Source organism: Streptomyces sp. NPDC046925, from assembly GCF_040644915.1.
In the GTDB taxonomy this organism is placed as follows: domain Bacteria; phylum Actinomycetota; class Actinomycetes; order Streptomycetales; family Streptomycetaceae; genus Streptomyces.
Genome location: NZ_JBEYWZ010000004.1, coordinates 1 through 16,245 on the forward strand (window position 1 = coordinate 1; position 16,245 = coordinate 16,245).

18 protein-coding genes are annotated in these 16,245 nt (G+C 71.8%); 8 read left to right on the top strand and 10 right to left on the bottom strand.

Annotated elements, in window-relative coordinates; translation table 11 throughout:
- Positions 1-121: 121 nt before the first annotated feature.
- Together ABZ906_RS18240 and ABZ906_RS18245 are read right to left on the bottom strand one after the other, a co-directional pair.
- Complete coding sequence (locus tag ABZ906_RS18240) at positions 122-274, bottom strand: hypothetical protein (RefSeq protein WP_361201331.1); 153 nt, start codon at positions 272-274, stop codon at positions 122-124.
- A gap of 418 nt (positions 275-692) precedes the next feature.
- Positions 693-1,298 carry a TetR/AcrR family transcriptional regulator gene (locus ABZ906_RS18245; RefSeq protein WP_361201333.1) on the bottom strand — a complete coding sequence of 202 codons (606 nt, stop codon included), beginning with the start codon at positions 1,296-1,298 and terminating at the stop codon, positions 693-695.
- 243 nt (positions 1,299-1,541) lie between these two features.
- On the opposite strand from ABZ906_RS18245, the gene ABZ906_RS18250 reads away from it, so the two are divergent.
- Positions 1,542-2,501 carry an alpha/beta fold hydrolase gene (locus ABZ906_RS18250; protein ID WP_361383314.1) on the top strand — a complete coding sequence of 320 codons (960 nt, stop codon included), beginning with the start codon at positions 1,542-1,544 and terminating at the stop codon, positions 2,499-2,501.
- A gap of 101 nt (positions 2,502-2,602) precedes the next feature.
- Here the strand turns inward: ABZ906_RS18250 and ABZ906_RS18255 are convergent, their stop codons facing one another.
- Positions 2,603-3,250 (bottom strand): TetR family transcriptional regulator, encoded by a 648-nt coding sequence (locus tag ABZ906_RS18255; protein ID WP_361383317.1) that lies wholly within the window; start codon positions 3,248-3,250, stop codon positions 2,603-2,605.
- 317 nt (positions 3,251-3,567) lie between these two features.
- On the opposite strand from ABZ906_RS18255, the gene ABZ906_RS18260 reads away from it, so the two are divergent.
- Both ABZ906_RS18260 and ABZ906_RS18265 read left to right on the top strand, forming a co-directional pair.
- The gene (locus ABZ906_RS18260) at positions 3,568-5,184 is read left to right on the top strand and encodes a GMC oxidoreductase (RefSeq protein WP_361383320.1); all 1,617 of its coding nucleotides are present in this window, start codon (positions 3,568-3,570) and stop codon (positions 5,182-5,184) included.
- A 57-nt stretch (positions 5,185-5,241) separates the two neighbouring features.
- Complete coding sequence (locus ABZ906_RS18265; RefSeq protein WP_361384812.1) at positions 5,242-6,603, top strand: lipase family protein; 1,362 nt, start codon at positions 5,242-5,244, stop codon at positions 6,601-6,603.
- 114 nt (positions 6,604-6,717) lie between these two features.
- Here the strand turns inward: ABZ906_RS18265 and ABZ906_RS18270 are convergent, their stop codons facing one another.
- Positions 6,718-6,954 carry a chaplin gene (locus ABZ906_RS18270; RefSeq protein WP_361187984.1) on the bottom strand — a complete coding sequence of 79 codons (237 nt, stop codon included), beginning with the start codon at positions 6,952-6,954 and terminating at the stop codon, positions 6,718-6,720.
- Positions 6,955-7,185: 231 nt separating this feature from the next.
- On the opposite strand from ABZ906_RS18270, the gene ABZ906_RS18275 reads away from it, so the two are divergent.
- Positions 7,186-8,379 (top strand): MFS transporter, encoded by a 1,194-nt coding sequence (locus ABZ906_RS18275; RefSeq protein ID WP_361383323.1) that lies wholly within the window; start codon positions 7,186-7,188, stop codon positions 8,377-8,379.
- Here ABZ906_RS18275 and ABZ906_RS18280 read toward each other — a convergent pair.
- Complete coding sequence (locus tag ABZ906_RS18280) at positions 8,363-9,259, bottom strand: ANTAR domain-containing protein (protein WP_361383325.1); 897 nt, start codon at positions 9,257-9,259, stop codon at positions 8,363-8,365. The two genes, ABZ906_RS18275 and ABZ906_RS18280, sit on opposite strands and share 17 nt — an antisense overlap.
- Between ABZ906_RS18280 and ABZ906_RS18285 the strand changes: the two genes are divergently transcribed.
- Entirely contained in the window at positions 9,258-9,563 is a 306-nt protein-coding gene (locus ABZ906_RS18285; RefSeq protein WP_361383328.1) for a hypothetical protein, read from the top strand. The two genes, ABZ906_RS18280 and ABZ906_RS18285, sit on opposite strands and share 2 nt — an antisense overlap.
- A 29-nt stretch (positions 9,564-9,592) precedes the next feature.
- Entirely contained in the window at positions 9,593-10,030 is a 438-nt protein-coding gene (locus ABZ906_RS18290) for a BON domain-containing protein (RefSeq protein ID WP_361383331.1), read from the top strand.
- Here the strand turns inward: ABZ906_RS18290 and ABZ906_RS18295 are convergent.
- Entirely contained in the window at positions 10,013-11,233 is a 1,221-nt protein-coding gene (locus ABZ906_RS18295; RefSeq protein ID WP_361383334.1) for an MFS transporter, read from the bottom strand. The genes ABZ906_RS18290 and ABZ906_RS18295 overlap by 18 nt on opposite strands.
- Positions 11,234-11,332: 99 nt before the next feature.
- Here ABZ906_RS18295 and ABZ906_RS18300 point away from each other — a divergent pair, with 99 nt between their 5' ends.
- On the top strand, positions 11,333-12,418 hold the full coding sequence (locus tag ABZ906_RS18300) for a DUF5937 family protein (protein WP_361383337.1): 1,086 nt from the start codon (positions 11,333-11,335) through the stop codon (positions 12,416-12,418).
- A 120-nt stretch (positions 12,419-12,538) separates the two neighbouring features.
- Here the strand turns inward: ABZ906_RS18300 and ABZ906_RS18305 are convergent, their stop codons facing one another.
- From ABZ906_RS18305 to ABZ906_RS18320, 4 genes are all read right to left on the bottom strand, one after another.
- A complete protein-coding gene (locus tag ABZ906_RS18305; protein ID WP_361383339.1) occupies positions 12,539-13,387 on the bottom strand; it encodes a helix-turn-helix domain-containing protein in 849 nt (282 codons plus the stop codon).
- A 9-nt stretch (positions 13,388-13,396) separates the two neighbouring features.
- Positions 13,397-14,227: an alpha/beta hydrolase gene (locus ABZ906_RS18310; protein WP_361383342.1), complete on the bottom strand. Its 831-nt coding sequence runs from the start codon at positions 14,225-14,227 to the stop codon at positions 13,397-13,399.
- 81 nt (positions 14,228-14,308) lie between these two features.
- Complete coding sequence (locus ABZ906_RS18315; protein WP_361383345.1) at positions 14,309-14,824, bottom strand: DinB family protein; 516 nt, start codon at positions 14,822-14,824, stop codon at positions 14,309-14,311.
- Complete coding sequence (locus tag ABZ906_RS18320; RefSeq protein WP_361383348.1) at positions 14,821-15,501, bottom strand: class I SAM-dependent methyltransferase; 681 nt, start codon at positions 15,499-15,501, stop codon at positions 14,821-14,823. Before ABZ906_RS18320 ends, ABZ906_RS18315 begins: the two co-directional genes overlap by 4 nt.
- Positions 15,502-15,591: 90 nt before the next feature.
- On the opposite strand from ABZ906_RS18320, the gene ABZ906_RS18325 reads away from it, so the two are divergent.
- A complete protein-coding gene (locus ABZ906_RS18325; RefSeq protein WP_361187961.1) occupies positions 15,592-16,233 on the top strand; it encodes an XRE family transcriptional regulator in 642 nt (213 codons plus the stop codon).
- Positions 16,234-16,245: the final 12 nt, after the last annotated feature.

Consider the following 16,245-nt stretch of genomic DNA (forward strand, 5'->3'; position numbering starts at 1 on the left):
CGGCCAGCTGAGCGCCGACCCGCTGCTCGCGCCCCTCGTGGCCAAGGCACCGGGCCGCCGCGTGCCGCGCACCGTCGACGAGGCGGAGTTCGCGGCACCCGCCCACCACCGGGATCCGTGCCTATGCGGTGGAACGCCGCCGGTAGGACAGGCCGGACCCGCGCAGCGCCGTGAGGAGCAAAGGCGCTGCGGCCAGGGCCAGTTCGAGCTCCTGTGGGCGGCACACGAGCACGACGCCCGCGAAGAGCACCGCGAGGAAGGGCCCGAGCTGCATGGTGACTGCCGTGTCACACAACCGTCGTGGTTTACCCCGCCCCCAATGAGGGATGCTAGCTTCGGGCCACTTCGGCAGGGCGCCATATGGCGGCAGGCCGGAGAAAGGGTTGGGAGGCATACGCCCTCCTGATCTGTGCGGTCAACGAATGCGAGGCAGTCCTGGTTCAGATGTGGAGTCCGGGCTGGGACTGCACTTGCGTTCGCCGAAAGTACCGTTCACTCATCCGAGACACCATCAATACAGTCCGTTAATGCGACAGTTGCGGTTCTCGCGCGAGCACCTTTGCCCAAGTGATCGCAATGTGTTCATCTCCGGTCGCATCTTGTCGCAATAGGGCGCATATATGCGGCACTTGGTGGCGCAGTCGGCGCACACCTATCCGGGGTGACTGTCGATGGTGACCTGCGGCCGACGGTCAGGACGGCGTCTGCGTCTGCGGCTGCTGGAGGCCCCGAAGGAGTAGGGCGACCAGGCGGCGGGGGTCGTAGCGGGGGTCGGTGTCGGGGCCGATGCAGAGGTTGCCGATGCCGCGCATCAACTCGTAGGGCTGCGTGCCGGGCCTGATCTCGCCTGCGGCGGCCGCGGCGTCCAGCAGCTGCTCGGCGACGGGCAGCAGGCGGTCGAGGAAGTAGGTGTGGAGCGCGGTGAAGCCGCTGCTGTCCGGCTGCACGGTGTTGGCAAGGCCGTGCTTGGTGACCAGGAAGTCGACGAAGACGTCGATCCACTGACGTAGCGCCTCGAGCGGCGAGTCGGTCTCGGCCAGCAGACGCGGACCGGCTTCGGCGCACGCCTCGACCTGGTGGCGGAAGACGGCGACGACGAGATCCGCCCGCGTCGGGAAGTGGCGGTAGATCGTGCCCATCCCGACACCCGCCTTGGCGGCGATCTCGCGGATCGGCGCATCGACGCCGGAGGTGGTGAACACCTCGGCAGCGGCGGCGAGCAGCTTCTGCTGGTTGCGCACCGCGTCGGCCCGCTTGCTCGGGGCCGGCACCTCTCCGGACTGGCCTGCAGTGGGCACTGCGCTCTCCTTTCCCTGGCCGCTGACGAGGCGGAACGGCGTACCGCTTGCGAAGCGGAACAGTGTTCCGTATCGTAAGCGGAGCAACGTTCCGGTTCAGTCTAGCCGAATCCGGCACTTCCTCCCTGCCTCATGCGCCACACCCGTACCGGGGAGATGCGCCACGCCCGGACGCGGGTGTCGGCGACGGCGGAGGCCCCAGAGGGAGAAATCCAAAGGGAAACTCGAAGGGAAAGACTCATCGTGAGTGCATCGACCTCCATGACCGACGCCACCCTCTCGCCCGTCCCCGTGCTTTCGTACGGCCCGGTGGTGCTGCCCGTCGCCGGGCGCCCCGCAGACCTGCAGGTACGCGTCACCCTGCCCGCGACCGGAGTCGATCTGCCGGTCATTCTCCTCTCCCACGGGCATGGCGGCTCGAACAACCTCTCCTCGCTCAACGGCTACGCCCCGCTCGCCAACCTGTGGGCCGCCCGGGGCTTCGTCGTCATCCAGCCCACCCATCTCAGCTCCAGGACGCTCGGCCACCTGCACGAAAGCACGCCAGGGGGACCCCTGTTCTGGCGCTCGCGCGCCGAGGACATGACGCACATACTCGACCGGCTCGACGAGATCGAGGCCACCGTGCCGCAGCTCGCCGGGCGCATGGACCGCGACAGCGTCGCCGTGGCCGGACACTCCCTCGGCGGCTTCACCGCCGCCCTCCTGCTGGGTGCCAGGGTCACCGAGGACGGGCAGGAGGCGGACCTCGCCGAGCCGCGCATCAAGCAGGGTGTGCTGCTCGCCGCACCCGGCAGGGGAGGGGACATCCTGACCGGCGTCATGGCCCAGCAGTTCCCGGTCTTCCGCAGCATGGACTTCTCCGCCATGACCACGCCCGCGCTGGTGGTCGCCGGGGAGAAGGACGACTCCCGGCACTTCACGGAGATGGGCCCGGACTGGCACGCCGATCCCTACCACCTCGCCCCCGGCAGCAAGACACTGCTCACCCTGTTCGGTGCGGAGCATCTGCTCGGCGGGATCAGCGGGTACGACGCCGCCGAGACCACCGACGAGAACCCCGGCCGCGTCGCCGCCCTCGGACGGCTCACCGCGGCCTACCTCCGCACCCAGTTCCACCCGGGCGACAACGCGTGGCAGGAGGCCAAGGAGGCGTTGGCCACCGGGCCCGACGCGTTCGGGCGAGTCGAGTCCAAGCGGTAGACCCGGACTGTCAACTGGGTTGGCGGGGCGGGCGTTTGATCGCCTGCCCCGCTTCGGGCTTCGGGCCCGGCGCCCCCTCGGTAGGGCTGCCCCGCCGCCCCTCAGTAAGGCAGGCCCTCCGACGCCGCGTGCAGGGCCGCGAGGAGGCACGCGGTGATTTCCTCTCCCGACGCCTCGGGGTCATTCGCGTACCGCTGGGCGAAGTCCTCCGCCGCCGCGCGCAGTGCGCCGTTGAGGGCTGCCGCGTGCACCTTCACCCTCAGGTCGTCGGCGTGGCTGCCGGAGCGCCGGGCGAGGAGTTGGGCGAGGACCGGCAGGGCGTCGTCGTGGGCCTGGAGCCACACGGAGCGCAGGGCCGGATCGGTGGACGTCATGCGGATCAGGTCGAGTATGACGGGGGTGTCGGCGGGCAACTCGCCGATCCGGCAGGTCTCGGTGAAGAAGTCGAGGAGGGGCATCTCCGTTGGCCAGCGGCGCATTTCGTCCATGACGAAATCGAGCCCCGCCGACAGAAGCGGCAGCACGCAGCTCTCCTTGGTGGGGAAGTGGCGCCACATGGTGCGCGCGGAGATCCCCACGGCCTGAGCGATCTGTTCGCCCGTCGTCGCGGCCACCCCCTGCGAGGTGAACAGGCGGACCGCCTCGCGGGCTATCTCGACGCGCAGAGCCGCCTTTCGCCGCTGGACGAGCGACGGCCTGACGGTCGCTTCCGCCCACTTTCCTCGTTCCGTGGATGGCGCCTCGCGCACTCTCGCTCCACCGCCCTCCGTCTCGATCACGGCAGCATAGCGAGCCGCCGAAATGGCGTACGCAGACGGCCAGATGACGCACGCAGACGTCTTGTCACAGACTGACACCCAGCCCTACTCTCCCGTAAGTGACCAGCGGGTAACCATGGCCGCCCCCTTGTCGGGGTTGCACTGTCATGCCCCTGACAAGTTGATGCCGATCCCTGCTCCCTCACTGATAAATCGCCCCCGCGAGCCCCCGAAGACCCGAAATCTCTAGGCCCGAGCCCCGCAAACCCCCTCGACTTCCGCCCCCCGCACCCGCCAAGGAGCCGTTCATGCCCCCACCCAGCAGACGCGCCCTGCTGACCGGCGCCGCAGGAATCGCGGCCGCGAGCGCCCTCACGCCGCCGGCCACTGCCTCCGCCACGGCCGCCTCCGCCGCGCCTGCCCGCGTACGCCTGAGCCGGGAGGAACACCGGGTCGTCATCATCGGATCCGGCTTCGGAGGCGGCGTCGCCGCGCTGCGTCTGGCCCGGGCCGGCGTTCCGGTGACCGTGCTCGAACGCGGCCGGCGCTGGCCGACCGGGCCGAACGCGGAGACCTTCCCCCGCGTATCGGGCCTCGACAAACGGATGCTCTGGTACGGCACTCTCCCGGCGGCCCTCAGGCCGCTGGCCAAGCTCATCGGCACCCCGCTGAACTTCGCGCCCTACGCCGGACTCCTGGAGCCCGTGCTCGGCGAGAACATCCTGAGCGTCTGCGCGGCCGGGGTCGGCGGCGGATCGCTCGTCTACCAGGGGATGACCCTCCAGCCGTCGGAGGCGGTGTTCAACACCTGGCTGCCCGAACAGCTCGACTACCGGCGCATGGACCGGATCCACTATCCGCGCGTCGCCAGGATGCTCCGGGTGGCCACGGCGCCCGCGGAACTGGTCGGATCGCCCCACTACTTGGCGGCCCGTGTGTTCGCCGAGCGGGTCCGCAAGGCCGGGTACGGCGTCGAGAAGATCCCCATGCCGATCGACTGGGACTACGCCCTGGCCGAACTGCGCGGTGAGATGAAACCGTCGTACACCAACGGCGACTGCGCCCTCGGCGTCAACAACGGCGGCAAGCACTCCGTCGACGTGACCTACCTTCACCGGGCCGAGGCCACCGGCAAGGTCACCGTCGCCACCCACCACAACGTCACGTCCGTGGCCCGCGACCGCGGCGGACGCTGGGAGGTGCGGGTCGACCGCACCGACGACACGGGCCGCGTCCTCGAGCAGAAGATCCTCTCGACCCGGGCCCTGGTCATGGCGGCCGGGAGCGTCAACACCAGCAAGCTGCTCGTCCGCGCGGCGGCCACCGGCGCCATCCCCGATCTGCCCGACGGGCTCGGCGAAGGCTGGGGCACCAACGGCGACCGCATCTACGCCTGGACGAACCTCCGGGAGGACTTCGGGGCCGAGCAGGGCGGCCCCGTGGTCTTCGGCAGCAAGGCGTGGGACGACCCGGCCACCGCGAACACGATCATCCAGGCGTCGCTGCCGCCGCTGGGCCCGGACACCAGGACGACCATGCTGGTCGGCTTCGGGGTCAGCCCCGATCGCGGTCGCCTGCGCTACGACGCCTCCACCGACTCCGTCTCGCTGCACTGGCCACGGGACGGCGACACCGCGAGCCACCGGCACATCCACCGACGGGTCACGGCGGTCTCCAAGGGCCTCGGCGTGCTCACGGACACCAACTCCCTGGTCAACAGCACCTGGCACCCGCTGGGCGGGGCAGCGATGGGCGCCGTGTGCGACCTCGACGGCCGCGTGCGGGGACAACGAGGGCTCTACGTACTCGACGGCGCGCTGATCCCGGGCACGACGGGAGCGTGCAACCCCTCCATGACCATCGCCGCCGTGGCCGAACGGGCGCTGGACGCCATCACCGCCCACGACATCGACACGATCATCTGAATCACGAGCGAGGAGCACATCATGAGCCGCACAAGACTCCCTTCGCGTTCTGCCCTGATGGCCGGCGTCGTCGCCGGCACCGTATGCGTGGGGCTTTCCGGAACCTCGACCGCATCGACCGCATCGACCGCATCGACCGCATCGGCAGCACCGGCCGCACCGGTCTCGGCCGCCGACGGAGAGCCCGTCGTCTCCCGCGGGGTCACCATCCCCGCCTTCTACAACCCGCCCGCCGAACTGCCCGCCGCCAACGGCGCGTTGATCCGCACCGAGGCCATGCCGCTCGGGCTGAGCATCCCCGGCCTGGACGGCCGCCCGATGCCGGGCACCGCGACCCGCCTGATGTACAAGTCCACCGACTCGGCGGGAAAGCCCGTCGCGGTGACCGGCGCCTACATCGAGCCCACGGCCGCCTGGACGAAGCCGGGGCCGCGCCCGCTGGTGGCCGTGGCCTCGGGCACCATGGGCCAGGGCGACCAGTGCGCCCCCTCGTTCGCCCTGCAGCACCCGCTGACCCTCAACGGCGAGACGGTGTCGGTCGGTTACGAAGCGCTGGCCATCTACCGCATCCTGGCGACCGGAGCGGCCGTCGTCCTCACCGACTACGTGGGCCTGGGCGCCACCGACCGCCTGCACACCTACGTCGACCGCCTCGACCAGGGGCACGCCCTGCTTGACGCGGCCCGCGCGGCGCGCGCCGTGCAGGGAGCCTCAATCACCGCCGAGTCCCGCACCGGCCTGTACGGCTACAGCCAGGGCGGCGGAGCCAGCGCGTCGGCCGCCGAACTCCACTCCTCCTACGCGCCCGACGTCAAGCTCGCGGGCACCTACGCGGGCGCGCCGCCGGCGGATCTGACGTCGGTCATGAAGGGCATCGACGGCAGCGCCCTGGCCGGCGCGCTCGCCTGGTCGATCAGCGGCTTCGCCCAGTCCGACCCCGACCTGCGCGCGGTCGTCGACGCGCACGTCAACGCCGCGGGGAAGGCGGCCCTGAAGGACGCCTCGACCATGTGTGTCGGCGACGCGCTGTTCGGCTACGGCTTCACCAAGAGCAACAAATGGACCAACGACGGCAAGTCCATCGGGGACATCATCGCCGCTGACCCCCGGGCGCAGGCCGCCCTGGACAAGCAGCGCATCGGCAGGCTCAAGCCCAGCGGCCCGGTACGTCTGGCGACCGGCGTCCACGACGACATCGTTCCGCATGCGCAGGCCAGGCAACTGGCCGCGGACTGGTGCGACAAGGGAGCCGACGTCACCTACGAAGCGCTCGCGCTGCCGAACCTCGGCGACAAGATCCTCACCAACCACCTCGTGCCCCTCATCACCGACCAGGGCGATGCCGTCTCCTGGCTGGCCGACCGGCTCTCGGGCAAACCGGCCCCCTCCAAGTGCTGGAAGATGCCGCTCCAGCCCTGACCTCCACCGACCCCGTTCCCGCTGCTCCGGGCGGGCAGGACACGGGGCGCACCACGAAGCCGGGCACGCCGCCAAGAAGGGAGAGCGGCGTGCCCGGCTTCGTTGTGCGGCCTGCTACTTGCTGGCGCAGTTGTTGCCCTGCGCCGGGTTGAGCAGCGCGAGGACGTTCGCGCTGACGCCGCACACGTTGATCGGGACGTGGACGGGGACCTGAACGGTGTTGCCGGAGAGGACGCCGGGCGAGTTGGTGGCGGCGCCTTCCGCGCCGGCGTCGGCGGCAGCGGCCCCGGCTGCGCCCAGGATCGCGGTGGCGGCCAGTGCGGCGGCGGCAAAGGCAGTACGAACACGCATGGTTGTGCTCCTTCAGGTGGAAGCGAACACTCCACTCGTTCTCCGGCCGGCGACCGCCGTAACGGCCGTGCCCCGAAGGAACCAGCCACATCACCCGCTCAGGCCAAGCGTCCCCGGGCCACCCGGCGCACCCCCGGGAGCGGTCGGCGCCGCTGTTAGCCTGCGCCCATGATCAAGGGGAGATCGTCCGGCCGGACAGGCCGGATAGCGGGGGGCAACCGAGCAGAGCGTGTGCTGATCGTGGCCAGCTTCGTGAACCGGGTCGGCAACGGACTCTTCAACTCGGCGTCGGCGCTCTACTTCACCTTGGTCGTGGGTCTGCCGGCCGTGCACGTGGGAGCCGCCCTCACAATTGCCGGCCTGATCGGACTGCTCGCGGGGATACCGGGAGGGCACCTGGCCGACCGGCGCGGGCCGCGCACGATCATGATGCTCGCTCTGGCTGTCCAGGCAGCGGCGATGTCGGCTCTCATGCTCGTCGAGAGCTGGGGTGCCCTCGCGGTCATCGCCGCCGTTGACCAGCTGGCCGCTGCCGCCGGCGGCGCGGCCTGGGGCGCCCTCGTGGTGCGGGTCGGCACCGACCGCCCGGCGCTGTTCCGGGCACGGCTTCGTACGTACGTCAATCTGGGCGTCGTCCTGGGGACCGTGGGCGCCGGCTTCGCGGTGGCCGCGAACACCCGTACCGCCTATACCGTGCTGATCCTCGGCAACGCGGCCAGCTTCGCCCTGTGCGCCCTGCTCCTGTTCCTGCTGCCCAACTACCGGGCGCTGGCGGCGCCACCGGCGCAGCAGCGCCGCTGGATCGCTCTCACCGACCGCCCGTTCGTGACCTTCACGGCCCTCTTCGGCGCGATGGGACTGCAGTACCCGGTGGTGTCCCTGCTGCTGCCGATCTGGATCTCGGAGCACACGCACGCACCGCGCTGGACGGTGGCCGCGGTCTCCGCGATCAATGCCGGAGTCTGCGTCCTGTTGCAGACCCGCATCGGATCCCGCATCGAAACCCCGCGCGAGGGCGGCAGAGCGTTCCGTACGGCAGGACTGCTCTTCCTGCTCAGCTGCCCGATGATGGCCCTGAGCGCGCACGCTCCGGTGTGGGCGGCCGCCGGGCTCGTCGTCGCCGCGATCTTCGTACACAGCCTCGGGGAGATATGGGAGTCCTCGGCCGGTTTCGCCCTGGGCTTCGGCCTGGCACCGGACCATGCGCAGGGGCAGTACCAGGGGCTCCTCGGGCTCGGTTTCAGCGCGGGGCAGGCGCTGGCCCCCGCCGTGCTCACCACCGTCGTGCTCGGCCTGGGCACGGCCGGCTGGCTGCTCCTGGGCGCTTTCTTCGCGGCCGTGGGCGCCGCCGGGCCCTCGCTGGAGCGCTGGGGCGCGCGCACCCGGCCGCGACAGGAGGCCGCGGCCGCTATCGGCGGGCGTTGAGAGCGAGTTGGTGCAGGTCTTCCAGGGCGTCGAGCAGGACGGTGCGCTGGTGCCAGTTGATCCAGCTGCCGATGGTGCGGCCGGTGGCCTCCAGGGCGCGGAGCTGCGCCTGGGTGAAGCCCAGCAAGGGGCGGGCGTGGTGGGAGGAGATGACACCGAGGACGGAGCCCTCGTCGTCGACGAGCGGGATGCTGTGGCAGGCCCGGCTGCCGGCCGAGAGGATCACCTGGCGTGTTTCGTCGTCGAAGCCGGCCGACGAGGCCACCTCCTTGACGGTGACCTGATGGCGGGCGGCGGCGGCGCGGGCGCACGCGGTGTTCCCGTCGACGAACGCGAAGTAGTCGGTGAACTGCCGGGACAGACCGGCGTGTTTCGTCATGCGCAGCACGCCGTCCTCGACCAGCTGCAGGTCTCCCATGTCCGTACCGGTGACGGCCAGGACGCGCTGCAGGGCGGCGCCCAGGACTTCGCCCTGGTTGGCCGCGTCGAGCGTGCCGGCCCCGAGCGCGGCCAGGTCGGGTATCGGATGGCTGGCCCGGCCGCCGAGCCACACCCGGGCGCCCGGCACCGGTCCGGGTGTCCTGGCCACCGCCGCGGCCAGCTGGTGCAGCTTGATGTTGGCCCGCTGGGATGCCTGGCGCAGCAGCGAGAACGCCGCCTCGGGGTTCGCCAGGCGATAGCGCTCGACCAAGACGCCCTCGGCCAGGGCGATTCTGGTGCGTGTCCGCGCCTGCACCTCCAGCTCGGACACCTGCTCGCGCAGGCGCTTGGCCGTCTCCCTCAGCTGTTCCGACTCGTCGGCGGGAAGGAGGGGCTGCCGGGAGGAGGGCCGGTCGTCGGGGGAGGGCACGGAGGGCATGTTCGTCACGTTGTCTCCCATGGCTGCACCCGCACCGTCTTTCTCATCGATTCCCTGGCAGCGCATCCGGCGCCGCGGCCACCTCCGGCTCGGTCCGCCGGATGGACCGCTGCTCTCGCACAGGGCGACCTTAACCCGGCGTGTCGCCGATGTGATGACCCCCCTGAAAGCCCGGCACCCGACGGAGCGGTGGCAGGTCGCGGGCGTGGCCGCGACGGTGCTCAGGGAGAAGCCGGTCACAATTCCGACGTACGTGGCCCTTGAGCGAGAGGTGTCTCTTGAGCGGGGTAGGCAGGAGAGAAAGCGAACGACGAGGGCTCTGTGATCGCCTCGCGGAGCGACTTTGGAGGGCACATGGCGAGGTACAGCTTTATCGCGGAGGCGGGACACCAGCTCGAGGTACCCCTGGCGACCGAGCCGGACAAGGCGGCCGCCCAGCTCAAGGGACGCCTGGAAGACCTGGGGCTGACGCATGACCACTTCCAGGTGAGCGTCAAGGGATCCAAGGTCACCGTCGCCGGGGACGCCGCGCTGCAGGAGCAGAAGGAGAAGATCCTGCTCGCACTGGGCAACGTCATCGGCGTCACGGAGGTCGAGGACCGGGTGGAAGCCGGGCAAGAAGGGCTTGCCCCGCGCTTCGTCACCGTCCACGAAGGCGAAACACTGGGCGACGTGGCCCTGCGCGTCTACGACGACCCCGCCGCCGCCAAGCGGCTCCTGGCCGAGAACCACCCCGTCGTGACCGACGCGAACGGCATTTACCCCGGTCTGGTCCTACGCGCCCCGGCGTAGGGGCGCTGCGGAGGCGACAAGCGTCGCGGCGGCGAGCGTGCCCCACAGCGCGGTGGCGCCGTGCGGGGCAAGAGCGGTGATGACGGCGGGAGAGACGGCGAGACCGAAGCCGCTGGAGAGCTCGAAGCGGGCGAGGGTACGGCCCGGGGCGTGCGGCGGGGCGAGGGCCGTGACCAGTGCCGTGGCGCTGCCGGCGTAGATGATCTCGCCGAGGGTGCACAGTACGGACACCGCGGCGATGGCGGGCGCGGCCCAGCCGCCCGTCAGCGAGGCGGCGACGAGGAAGCCGAGGTACGACACGGTCAGGACCACGCCGGCAAGCGCGAGGACGGAGCGCCGGGAGTAGCGCGACAGCAGCACGGTGAGCGGCACTTGCAGGGTGACCACCAGGACCGTGTTGGCGACGAAGATGCCGGCCGACCACGCCGGGGACGCGTGCAGTTGGGTCATCAGGATCAACGGGAGCGCGATTTCGGGGACGTTGAGGCAGAACACGTAGATCACGTTGGCGGCGAGCAGGGCGCGCATGCCGGTCGCGGGCTCCCCGTCCTCCTTCTCGCCGTCCTCGTTGCGGGCAGGGCCTGCGCTCGGGGCCCCGGCCGGATCCGCGCGCAGCCGAACCGACCAGGCCAGGCCCGCCGCGGCGAGGTAGCTGCAGCCCGTGACCGCGGCGAGAGCCTGCAACACCGGGGTGCCGCCCGCCAGCGCGGCGGTGGCGACGAGCGCGCCGACGCCCATGCCGGCGTTGCGCAGGGCGCGGCCCGCCGCCAGCGCCGCATCCCGCTGCCGGCCGCGGGAGACGGTGGCCACCAGGGCGGCGTGAGCGGCGGGCCAGGCCTGGTTGCCGACGCCGAGGAAGAGCGCCGCCGACCCGAACAGCCAGACATTGCCGACCGGGGCGGCCAGCAGGAGCACCGTGCCCGCCACCCGCACCAGCATCGACGCCGCGACCGGCGTGCTGCGCGCGCCCCGGTCCAGCCAGCTGCCCAGCGCGGGCATGCACACCAGACCGGCGACGACCCCGGCCGTCATGGCGCTGCCGGCCAGCGGTGCCGACAGGTGCAGCACGCTCACCCCGTACAGCAGCAGGAAGGGCCGCAGCAGGCCGGTGCCGAGCGCGTCCACGGCCAGGGCCACGGCGTAGCGGGGGCCTCCGGAGTCCCGGACGAGGGTGCGGGGTCTGATCTTGAGAGGGGTCGGCATGGGCTTACCGTGCGGCGCTCCGCCCGGAGGCGTCCCGTGGGTTGACGGACCCCGTCAGCCGACGTCCTGACCGGCGGCCCGGTCGGCGATGATGAAGGGATGACCTTGCGCATCGACATCACCGGCCTGCCGTCCGACGGGGTGCGCTTCGCCGCGTCGCCGCTGGCCGAGCTGACCGCGATGCTGCATGTCCTCGCCGCCCCCGCGCATCATCCGCAGCACGCAGGCTGGGCCGCGGACGTGCGCTCCGCGCTGCCGCCGGAGCTGGCCGAGCGGTTGCAGGAGGCGGAATTCCTCTGGCGCTCCTCGCAGGCCGACTTCCTGCTCCCCGCCCGCCCGCGGCCGACCCTGGCCGGGGAGCTGGACGACGTGGACCGCATCGACGACGACACGTATGCGACCGCCGCGCTGGTCACCACGTGCGGCAGCACCCGGGTCCGCAGCGCCGCGCGCTCACCGCTCACGGATACGGCCGCACGCGAGCGCGCCCTGGATCTGGCCCAGGCCCGCGGCGCGCGCCAAGAGGCCTTCGCCGAACGGCTGCTGGCGGATCCGGCCGCGGTGCGGGCGCGGGTGCGCCACACCCTCGAACAGTGCGCCGAGGCCTTCTTCGACGCCGCCTGGACCGGCGCCGCCGCACGGCTCGCCGCCGACCTGCGCCTGAAGAACGACCTGCTCAGGCACCAGGGCATCGGGGCGGCGCTCGCCTCGGTCTCCGGCGCGCTCGCCCTGGCACCGGACGGCGCGTGCATCGTCGTGGACAAACTGCAGGACAAGGCGACCGCCGCCCATCCCGGCGGGATCACCCTCATCCCCAGCGTCTTCAACAGCCCGCACCTGGTGGTGGTCCACGCCCCCGGCTGGCAACCGGTGGTGCAATACCCCGTGGCCGAGCCGGACCCGCCGCAGCCGGTGTCCCTGGAGACCGTCGAACTACGCCTTGAGGCCCTCTCCCATCCGCTGAGGCTGCGCCTGCTGCGCACCCTGGCCCGCGGCCCGCACACCACCGGCGAACTGGCCCACGCCTGGGAGCTGACCTCCCCCGAGGTCTCGCGCCACCTGGCCGTGATGCGCCGAGCGGGCCTGCTGACCGCCGAGCGCCGGGGCCGCTACATCCACTACGCCCTCAACCTGCCCGCGCTGACGGCCCTGGGCACGGATTTGCTGGCGGCGGTGCTGCGATAGGGGCGGCCCGCCGGAGTTCGAACCGGAAGCGCTGCACAAGACCGCGATGATCTGGAACTGTTCATCAAGGAGGTCATGCCGGCCTTCCAGTGAGCCTCAGCGCTGGGCCGCTGGTGAGCCTCAGCGCCGGGCCACCGAGGAAGCGGGCCACGCCACGTCATCCACCTCCAGCCACGGCGCGACGGCCACGCCCGCGGGCGTGAGCCCCGCGAACTCCCGTACCTCGCGGTGGAGATGGGACTGATCGACGTAGCCGCACTCGGCTGCGACGCCGACCGGGGAGCGTCCGGCGGCCAGCAGGTGGGCGGCGTGGTCGAACCGGACCAGGCGGGCGGCGCGTTTGGGCGGGATGCCGAGCTGGGAGTGGAAGCGGGCGGAGAGGCGTTTGCGGCTCCAGCCGACCTCGTGCGCCAGGCCCTCGACCCGCACCCGCCCCCTGCTGGCGTACGTCCGCCGCCAGGAGTGGGCGACCTCCGGATCGATCCGCGGCCGCTCGCCGAGCCGCCGGCCCAGGATGTCCGCCACGACGGTGAACCTCGCGTCCCACGACCCGGCGGCGCGCAGCCTGTCCTCGACGTGCTCCGCGTCGCGGCCCCAGACGTCCTCCAAAGACACCACCGTGCCGCTGAGTCCGGCCGACGCGCCGAGCACCGCCGCTGCCACCGTCGGCTCCAGCCGGATCTGGAGGCACGCGCCCCTGCGGGCACTGGCCCGCAGGGCACCGGGAAGCAGCCCGATGACGACACTGCCGCGGCCGGGCCGGCCACCGGCGTCGTAGAGGAGTTCTTCGTCCTCGCCCAGGTCGACGAGCACGGTGACGGACGGGTGCGCGACCATGGCGATCTCCATGTGTTCGGGCACCCGGTAGCGGAACCCGGCCATGGTGACCCCCGGCAGCCGAACTGCCGGGGGCGGCACCGCGATGTCGAACAACGCTCCGTCGAATGCTCTCGTCCCGGTCGCCGCCATCCAGCCAGCCTAGGCCTCGGAGGACGGGGCGTCAGCGCCCGCCGCCGTGAACTCCAGCAGCAGTCGGCCGGTCGTCTCCGGCGCTTCGAGTAGCGGGATGTGCCCGATCCCCGGCAGCAGTTCGACCCGCGCGCCGGGGACCGTCTCGTAGCGGTGCGCCGACGAAGGATCCCAGCGGGGGTCGGCACCGCCGGAGATCACGAGCACCGGGACATCGAGGGCGGCAAGCCGCTCGGGCACGCTCCGCTCGGCGAGGTAGGCGGCGTTCCCGCGCAGCACCGCACGGAACGCGCCGTACGTGATGCCCCGCACCCCGGCGACCAACTCGTCCGGGACCTCCACCGCGCGAGCGGTCGTCGCCCTGATCCCGCTGCGGATCCACGCGTCCGAACGCGCCGACCAGACAAGCCGCCCGACGGGCGGACCCAGCAGCACCCGGAGGATCCACGGCTGCGGCAGGAGCGCGTCCAGACTCGGCCCGGTGCTGATCAGCGTCAGTGAACTCACCAGGTCGGGGCGCTGCTCGGCAAGCGCGGTCGCGACATAACCCCCGCTGGAATGCCCGGCCACGGCCATGTGCCGCAGGCCGATGCCGTCGAGCAGCGCCGCCAGACGATCGACTATGGCGGGTACGTCGTACGACGTCGCGGGCGGGGACTGGCCGCAGCCCGGAAGGTCGATCCGGACGACGTGATGGCGTGCGGCCAGCGCCGGGATCATCGGGAGCCAGGAGCCGCCCGAGGCCCCTGAGCCGTGGATGAGCAGCAGCGGCGGCGCCTGCCGCGGACCGTCGTGCACCACGTGCATCCCGTGCGAGAGCTCAGCTTCATACGCATTCATGCCAGGGATGGTGCACTCCCCGCCGAGCGCCGGTCTTGTAGAAATGTCGCCCTCACCGCCGTCGGACGCGCGGCACGCCGGTCAGCGGCCGGTGGAGCCGTCGATCTGTTCGCGCAGGATGTCGGCGTGACCGGCGTGCCGGCCGGTCTCCTCGATCATGTGCACCAGGACCCAGCGCATCGAGGGTGCCTGGCCCCGGCGCGGGGCGCGCGGTGCGGGCAGGGCCAGATCCGGGCAGGCCTCGATGACCTGGTTGGCGCGCTCGACGGCGTCCTGGTAGCCGGCGAGCACGCTGTCGACGGTGTCCTGCGCGGACGGCCGCAGCGTGGCACGCCAGTCACCGGCGTCCTCACCCAGGAAGTAGAACCGCTCCACGTACGTCACATGCTTCAGCAGGCCGAGGAGGCTGGTGCCCGAAGGCACCCCGCCTGTGCGCACCTGCGGCTCCGGCGCGCCCGCCACCTTCTCCGCGATCGCGTTGCGCAGATAGTCGAGGAACCCCAGCAGAGTGGCCTTCTCGTCGGCGCCGGTCGGGGGAGGGCCGGTGTCCGTGGCCCGGGTCCGGGTTTGCTGCGTACGGGGGCGGGGGGCGCTCATGCCGTGATCCGCTGGACGAGCAGGACGTTGTCGGTGACGGTGGCCGTCTCACCGCCGGGTCCGGTGGCCCGGCGGCGGTGCATGTCGGCGCGCAGGACGGACCAGCGCCCGGGGTCGAGGGCGAGTCCGGCGGCGATCTCGGCGGGCGTGGGGTAGTGGATGTCGGGGTCCTGGTTCCATGACCAGGGCGCGGTGGAGCCGTGGTCGACGATCAGCAGGAGCCCGCCGGGTCGCAGGGCTGCCGCGGCGGTGCGCAGGACGTGGCTGCGGGGCAGTGCGAACGGGGTCTGGAAGTACTGCGCGGAGACGAGATCGAACTGGCCGCCCGGGAAGCCGACCGCCAGATCGTGCTGCTCCGCGGCGACCCGGTCCGCGATGCCGAGAGCGCGGGCGCGATCCCGTATCCGCTCGACGGCGGTGGTGGAGATGTCCACGGCGGTGACCTGCCAGCCCTGCTCGGCGAGCCAGAGGGCGTCACCGCCTGCGCCGCAGCCCAGGTCCAGGGCGGCGCCGGGACGCAGCGGGGCAGCGGTTTCGGCGAGCAGCGGGTTGACGCGGGCGGTTGCGGCGGGCCGGGCGCGGTAGTGCTGCTCCCAGAACCGCTCGGCGTCCGTGCCCGCCGTGCCCGTGTTGCCTCCGGTGCCCGGAGTGGGGCGTGGGCGTCGGGTGGAGTCCATGTACGTTGTCCCCTCGTCGGATGTACCCACAGCATCGGCAGCACGGTTTCGCCCTTGCAAGAAAAGTTGCGGATCCGCATGATCGGGGGCATGGGCAACCCCGCAGACCCCGTACATGCCGCAGACCCGGCACACCCGACCGACGCCGCGCACCCCGCAGACCCCACGGGAGACGTCCTGGCCGGCGTCGGAGCGCGGCTGCGCGCCCTGCGCCAGTCGCGCGGCGCCACGCTGGCAGCACTGGCAGAGGAGACCGGCCTCACCGCGAGCACGCTGTCCCGTCTGGAGAACGGCAAGCTCCGCCCCACGCTGGAGCAGCTGCTTCCGCTGGCCAGGGCACACGGCGTCCCGCTCGATGATCTCGTCGCAGCGCCGCCCACCGGCGACCCCCGCGTCCACCTGCGCCCCGTGCGCCGCTCCGGCCTCGTGATGGTGCCGCTGACTCCGCGGGCCGGCGGCATCCAGGCCTACAAGGTCATCTATCCGCCCGCGGGCCGGGCACCCACGAGGAGCCTGCAGACCCACGAGGGATACGAGTGGTTCTACGTCCTGGACGGACACGTCAGGTTCATCCTCGGCGAGCGCGAGTTCCGCCTCGGACCCGGCGAGGCCGCGGAGTTCGACACCCGCGTACCGCACTGGATCGGCAGCGCCGACAGCCAACCGGCCGAGCTGCTCGCCCTGTTCGGCGCGCAGGGCGAGCGCGCACACCTGGCCCCGTCCGGACACTGACCCGGCCCGGCC

Bases quoted from the DNA above. Each gene is read 5' to 3' on its own strand.
- ABZ906_RS18295 (WP_361383334.1), bottom strand. From the start codon at position 11,233: ATGCCGACCCCTCTCAAGATCAGACCCCGCACCCTCGTCCGGGACTCC.
- ABZ906_RS18290 (WP_361383331.1), top strand. From the start codon at position 9,593: ATGGCGAGGTACAGCTTTATCGCGGAGGCGGGACACCAGCTCGAGGTA.
- ABZ906_RS18320 (WP_361383348.1), bottom strand. From the start codon at position 15,501: ATGGACTCCACCCGACGCCCACGCCCCACTCCGGGCACCGGAGGCAAC.
- ABZ906_RS18280 (WP_361383325.1), bottom strand. From the start codon at position 9,259: ATGGGAGACAACGTGACGAACATGCCCTCCGTGCCCTCCCCCGACGAC.
- ABZ906_RS18240 (WP_361201331.1), bottom strand. From the start codon at position 274: ATGCAGCTCGGGCCCTTCCTCGCGGTGCTCTTCGCGGGCGTCGTGCTC.
- ABZ906_RS18305 (WP_361383339.1), bottom strand. From the start codon at position 13,387: ATGGCGGCGACCGGGACGAGAGCATTCGACGGAGCGTTGTTCGACATC.
- ABZ906_RS18310 (WP_361383342.1), bottom strand. From the start codon at position 14,227: ATGAATGCGTATGAAGCTGAGCTCTCGCACGGGATGCACGTGGTGCAC.
- ABZ906_RS18285 (WP_361383328.1), top strand. From the start codon at position 9,258: ATGGCTGCACCCGCACCGTCTTTCTCATCGATTCCCTGGCAGCGCATC.
- ABZ906_RS18260 (WP_361383320.1), top strand. From the start codon at position 3,568: ATGCCCCCACCCAGCAGACGCGCCCTGCTGACCGGCGCCGCAGGAATC.
- ABZ906_RS18265 (WP_361384812.1), top strand. From the start codon at position 5,242: ATGGCCGGCGTCGTCGCCGGCACCGTATGCGTGGGGCTTTCCGGAACC.
- ABZ906_RS18315 (WP_361383345.1), bottom strand. From the start codon at position 14,824: ATGAGCGCCCCCCGCCCCCGTACGCAGCAAACCCGGACCCGGGCCACG.
- ABZ906_RS18300 (WP_361383337.1), top strand. From the start codon at position 11,333: ATGACCTTGCGCATCGACATCACCGGCCTGCCGTCCGACGGGGTGCGC.
- ABZ906_RS18270 (WP_361187984.1), bottom strand. From the start codon at position 6,954: ATGCGTGTTCGTACTGCCTTTGCCGCCGCCGCACTGGCCGCCACCGCG.
- ABZ906_RS18325 (WP_361187961.1), top strand. From the start codon at position 15,592: ATGGGCAACCCCGCAGACCCCGTACATGCCGCAGACCCGGCACACCCG.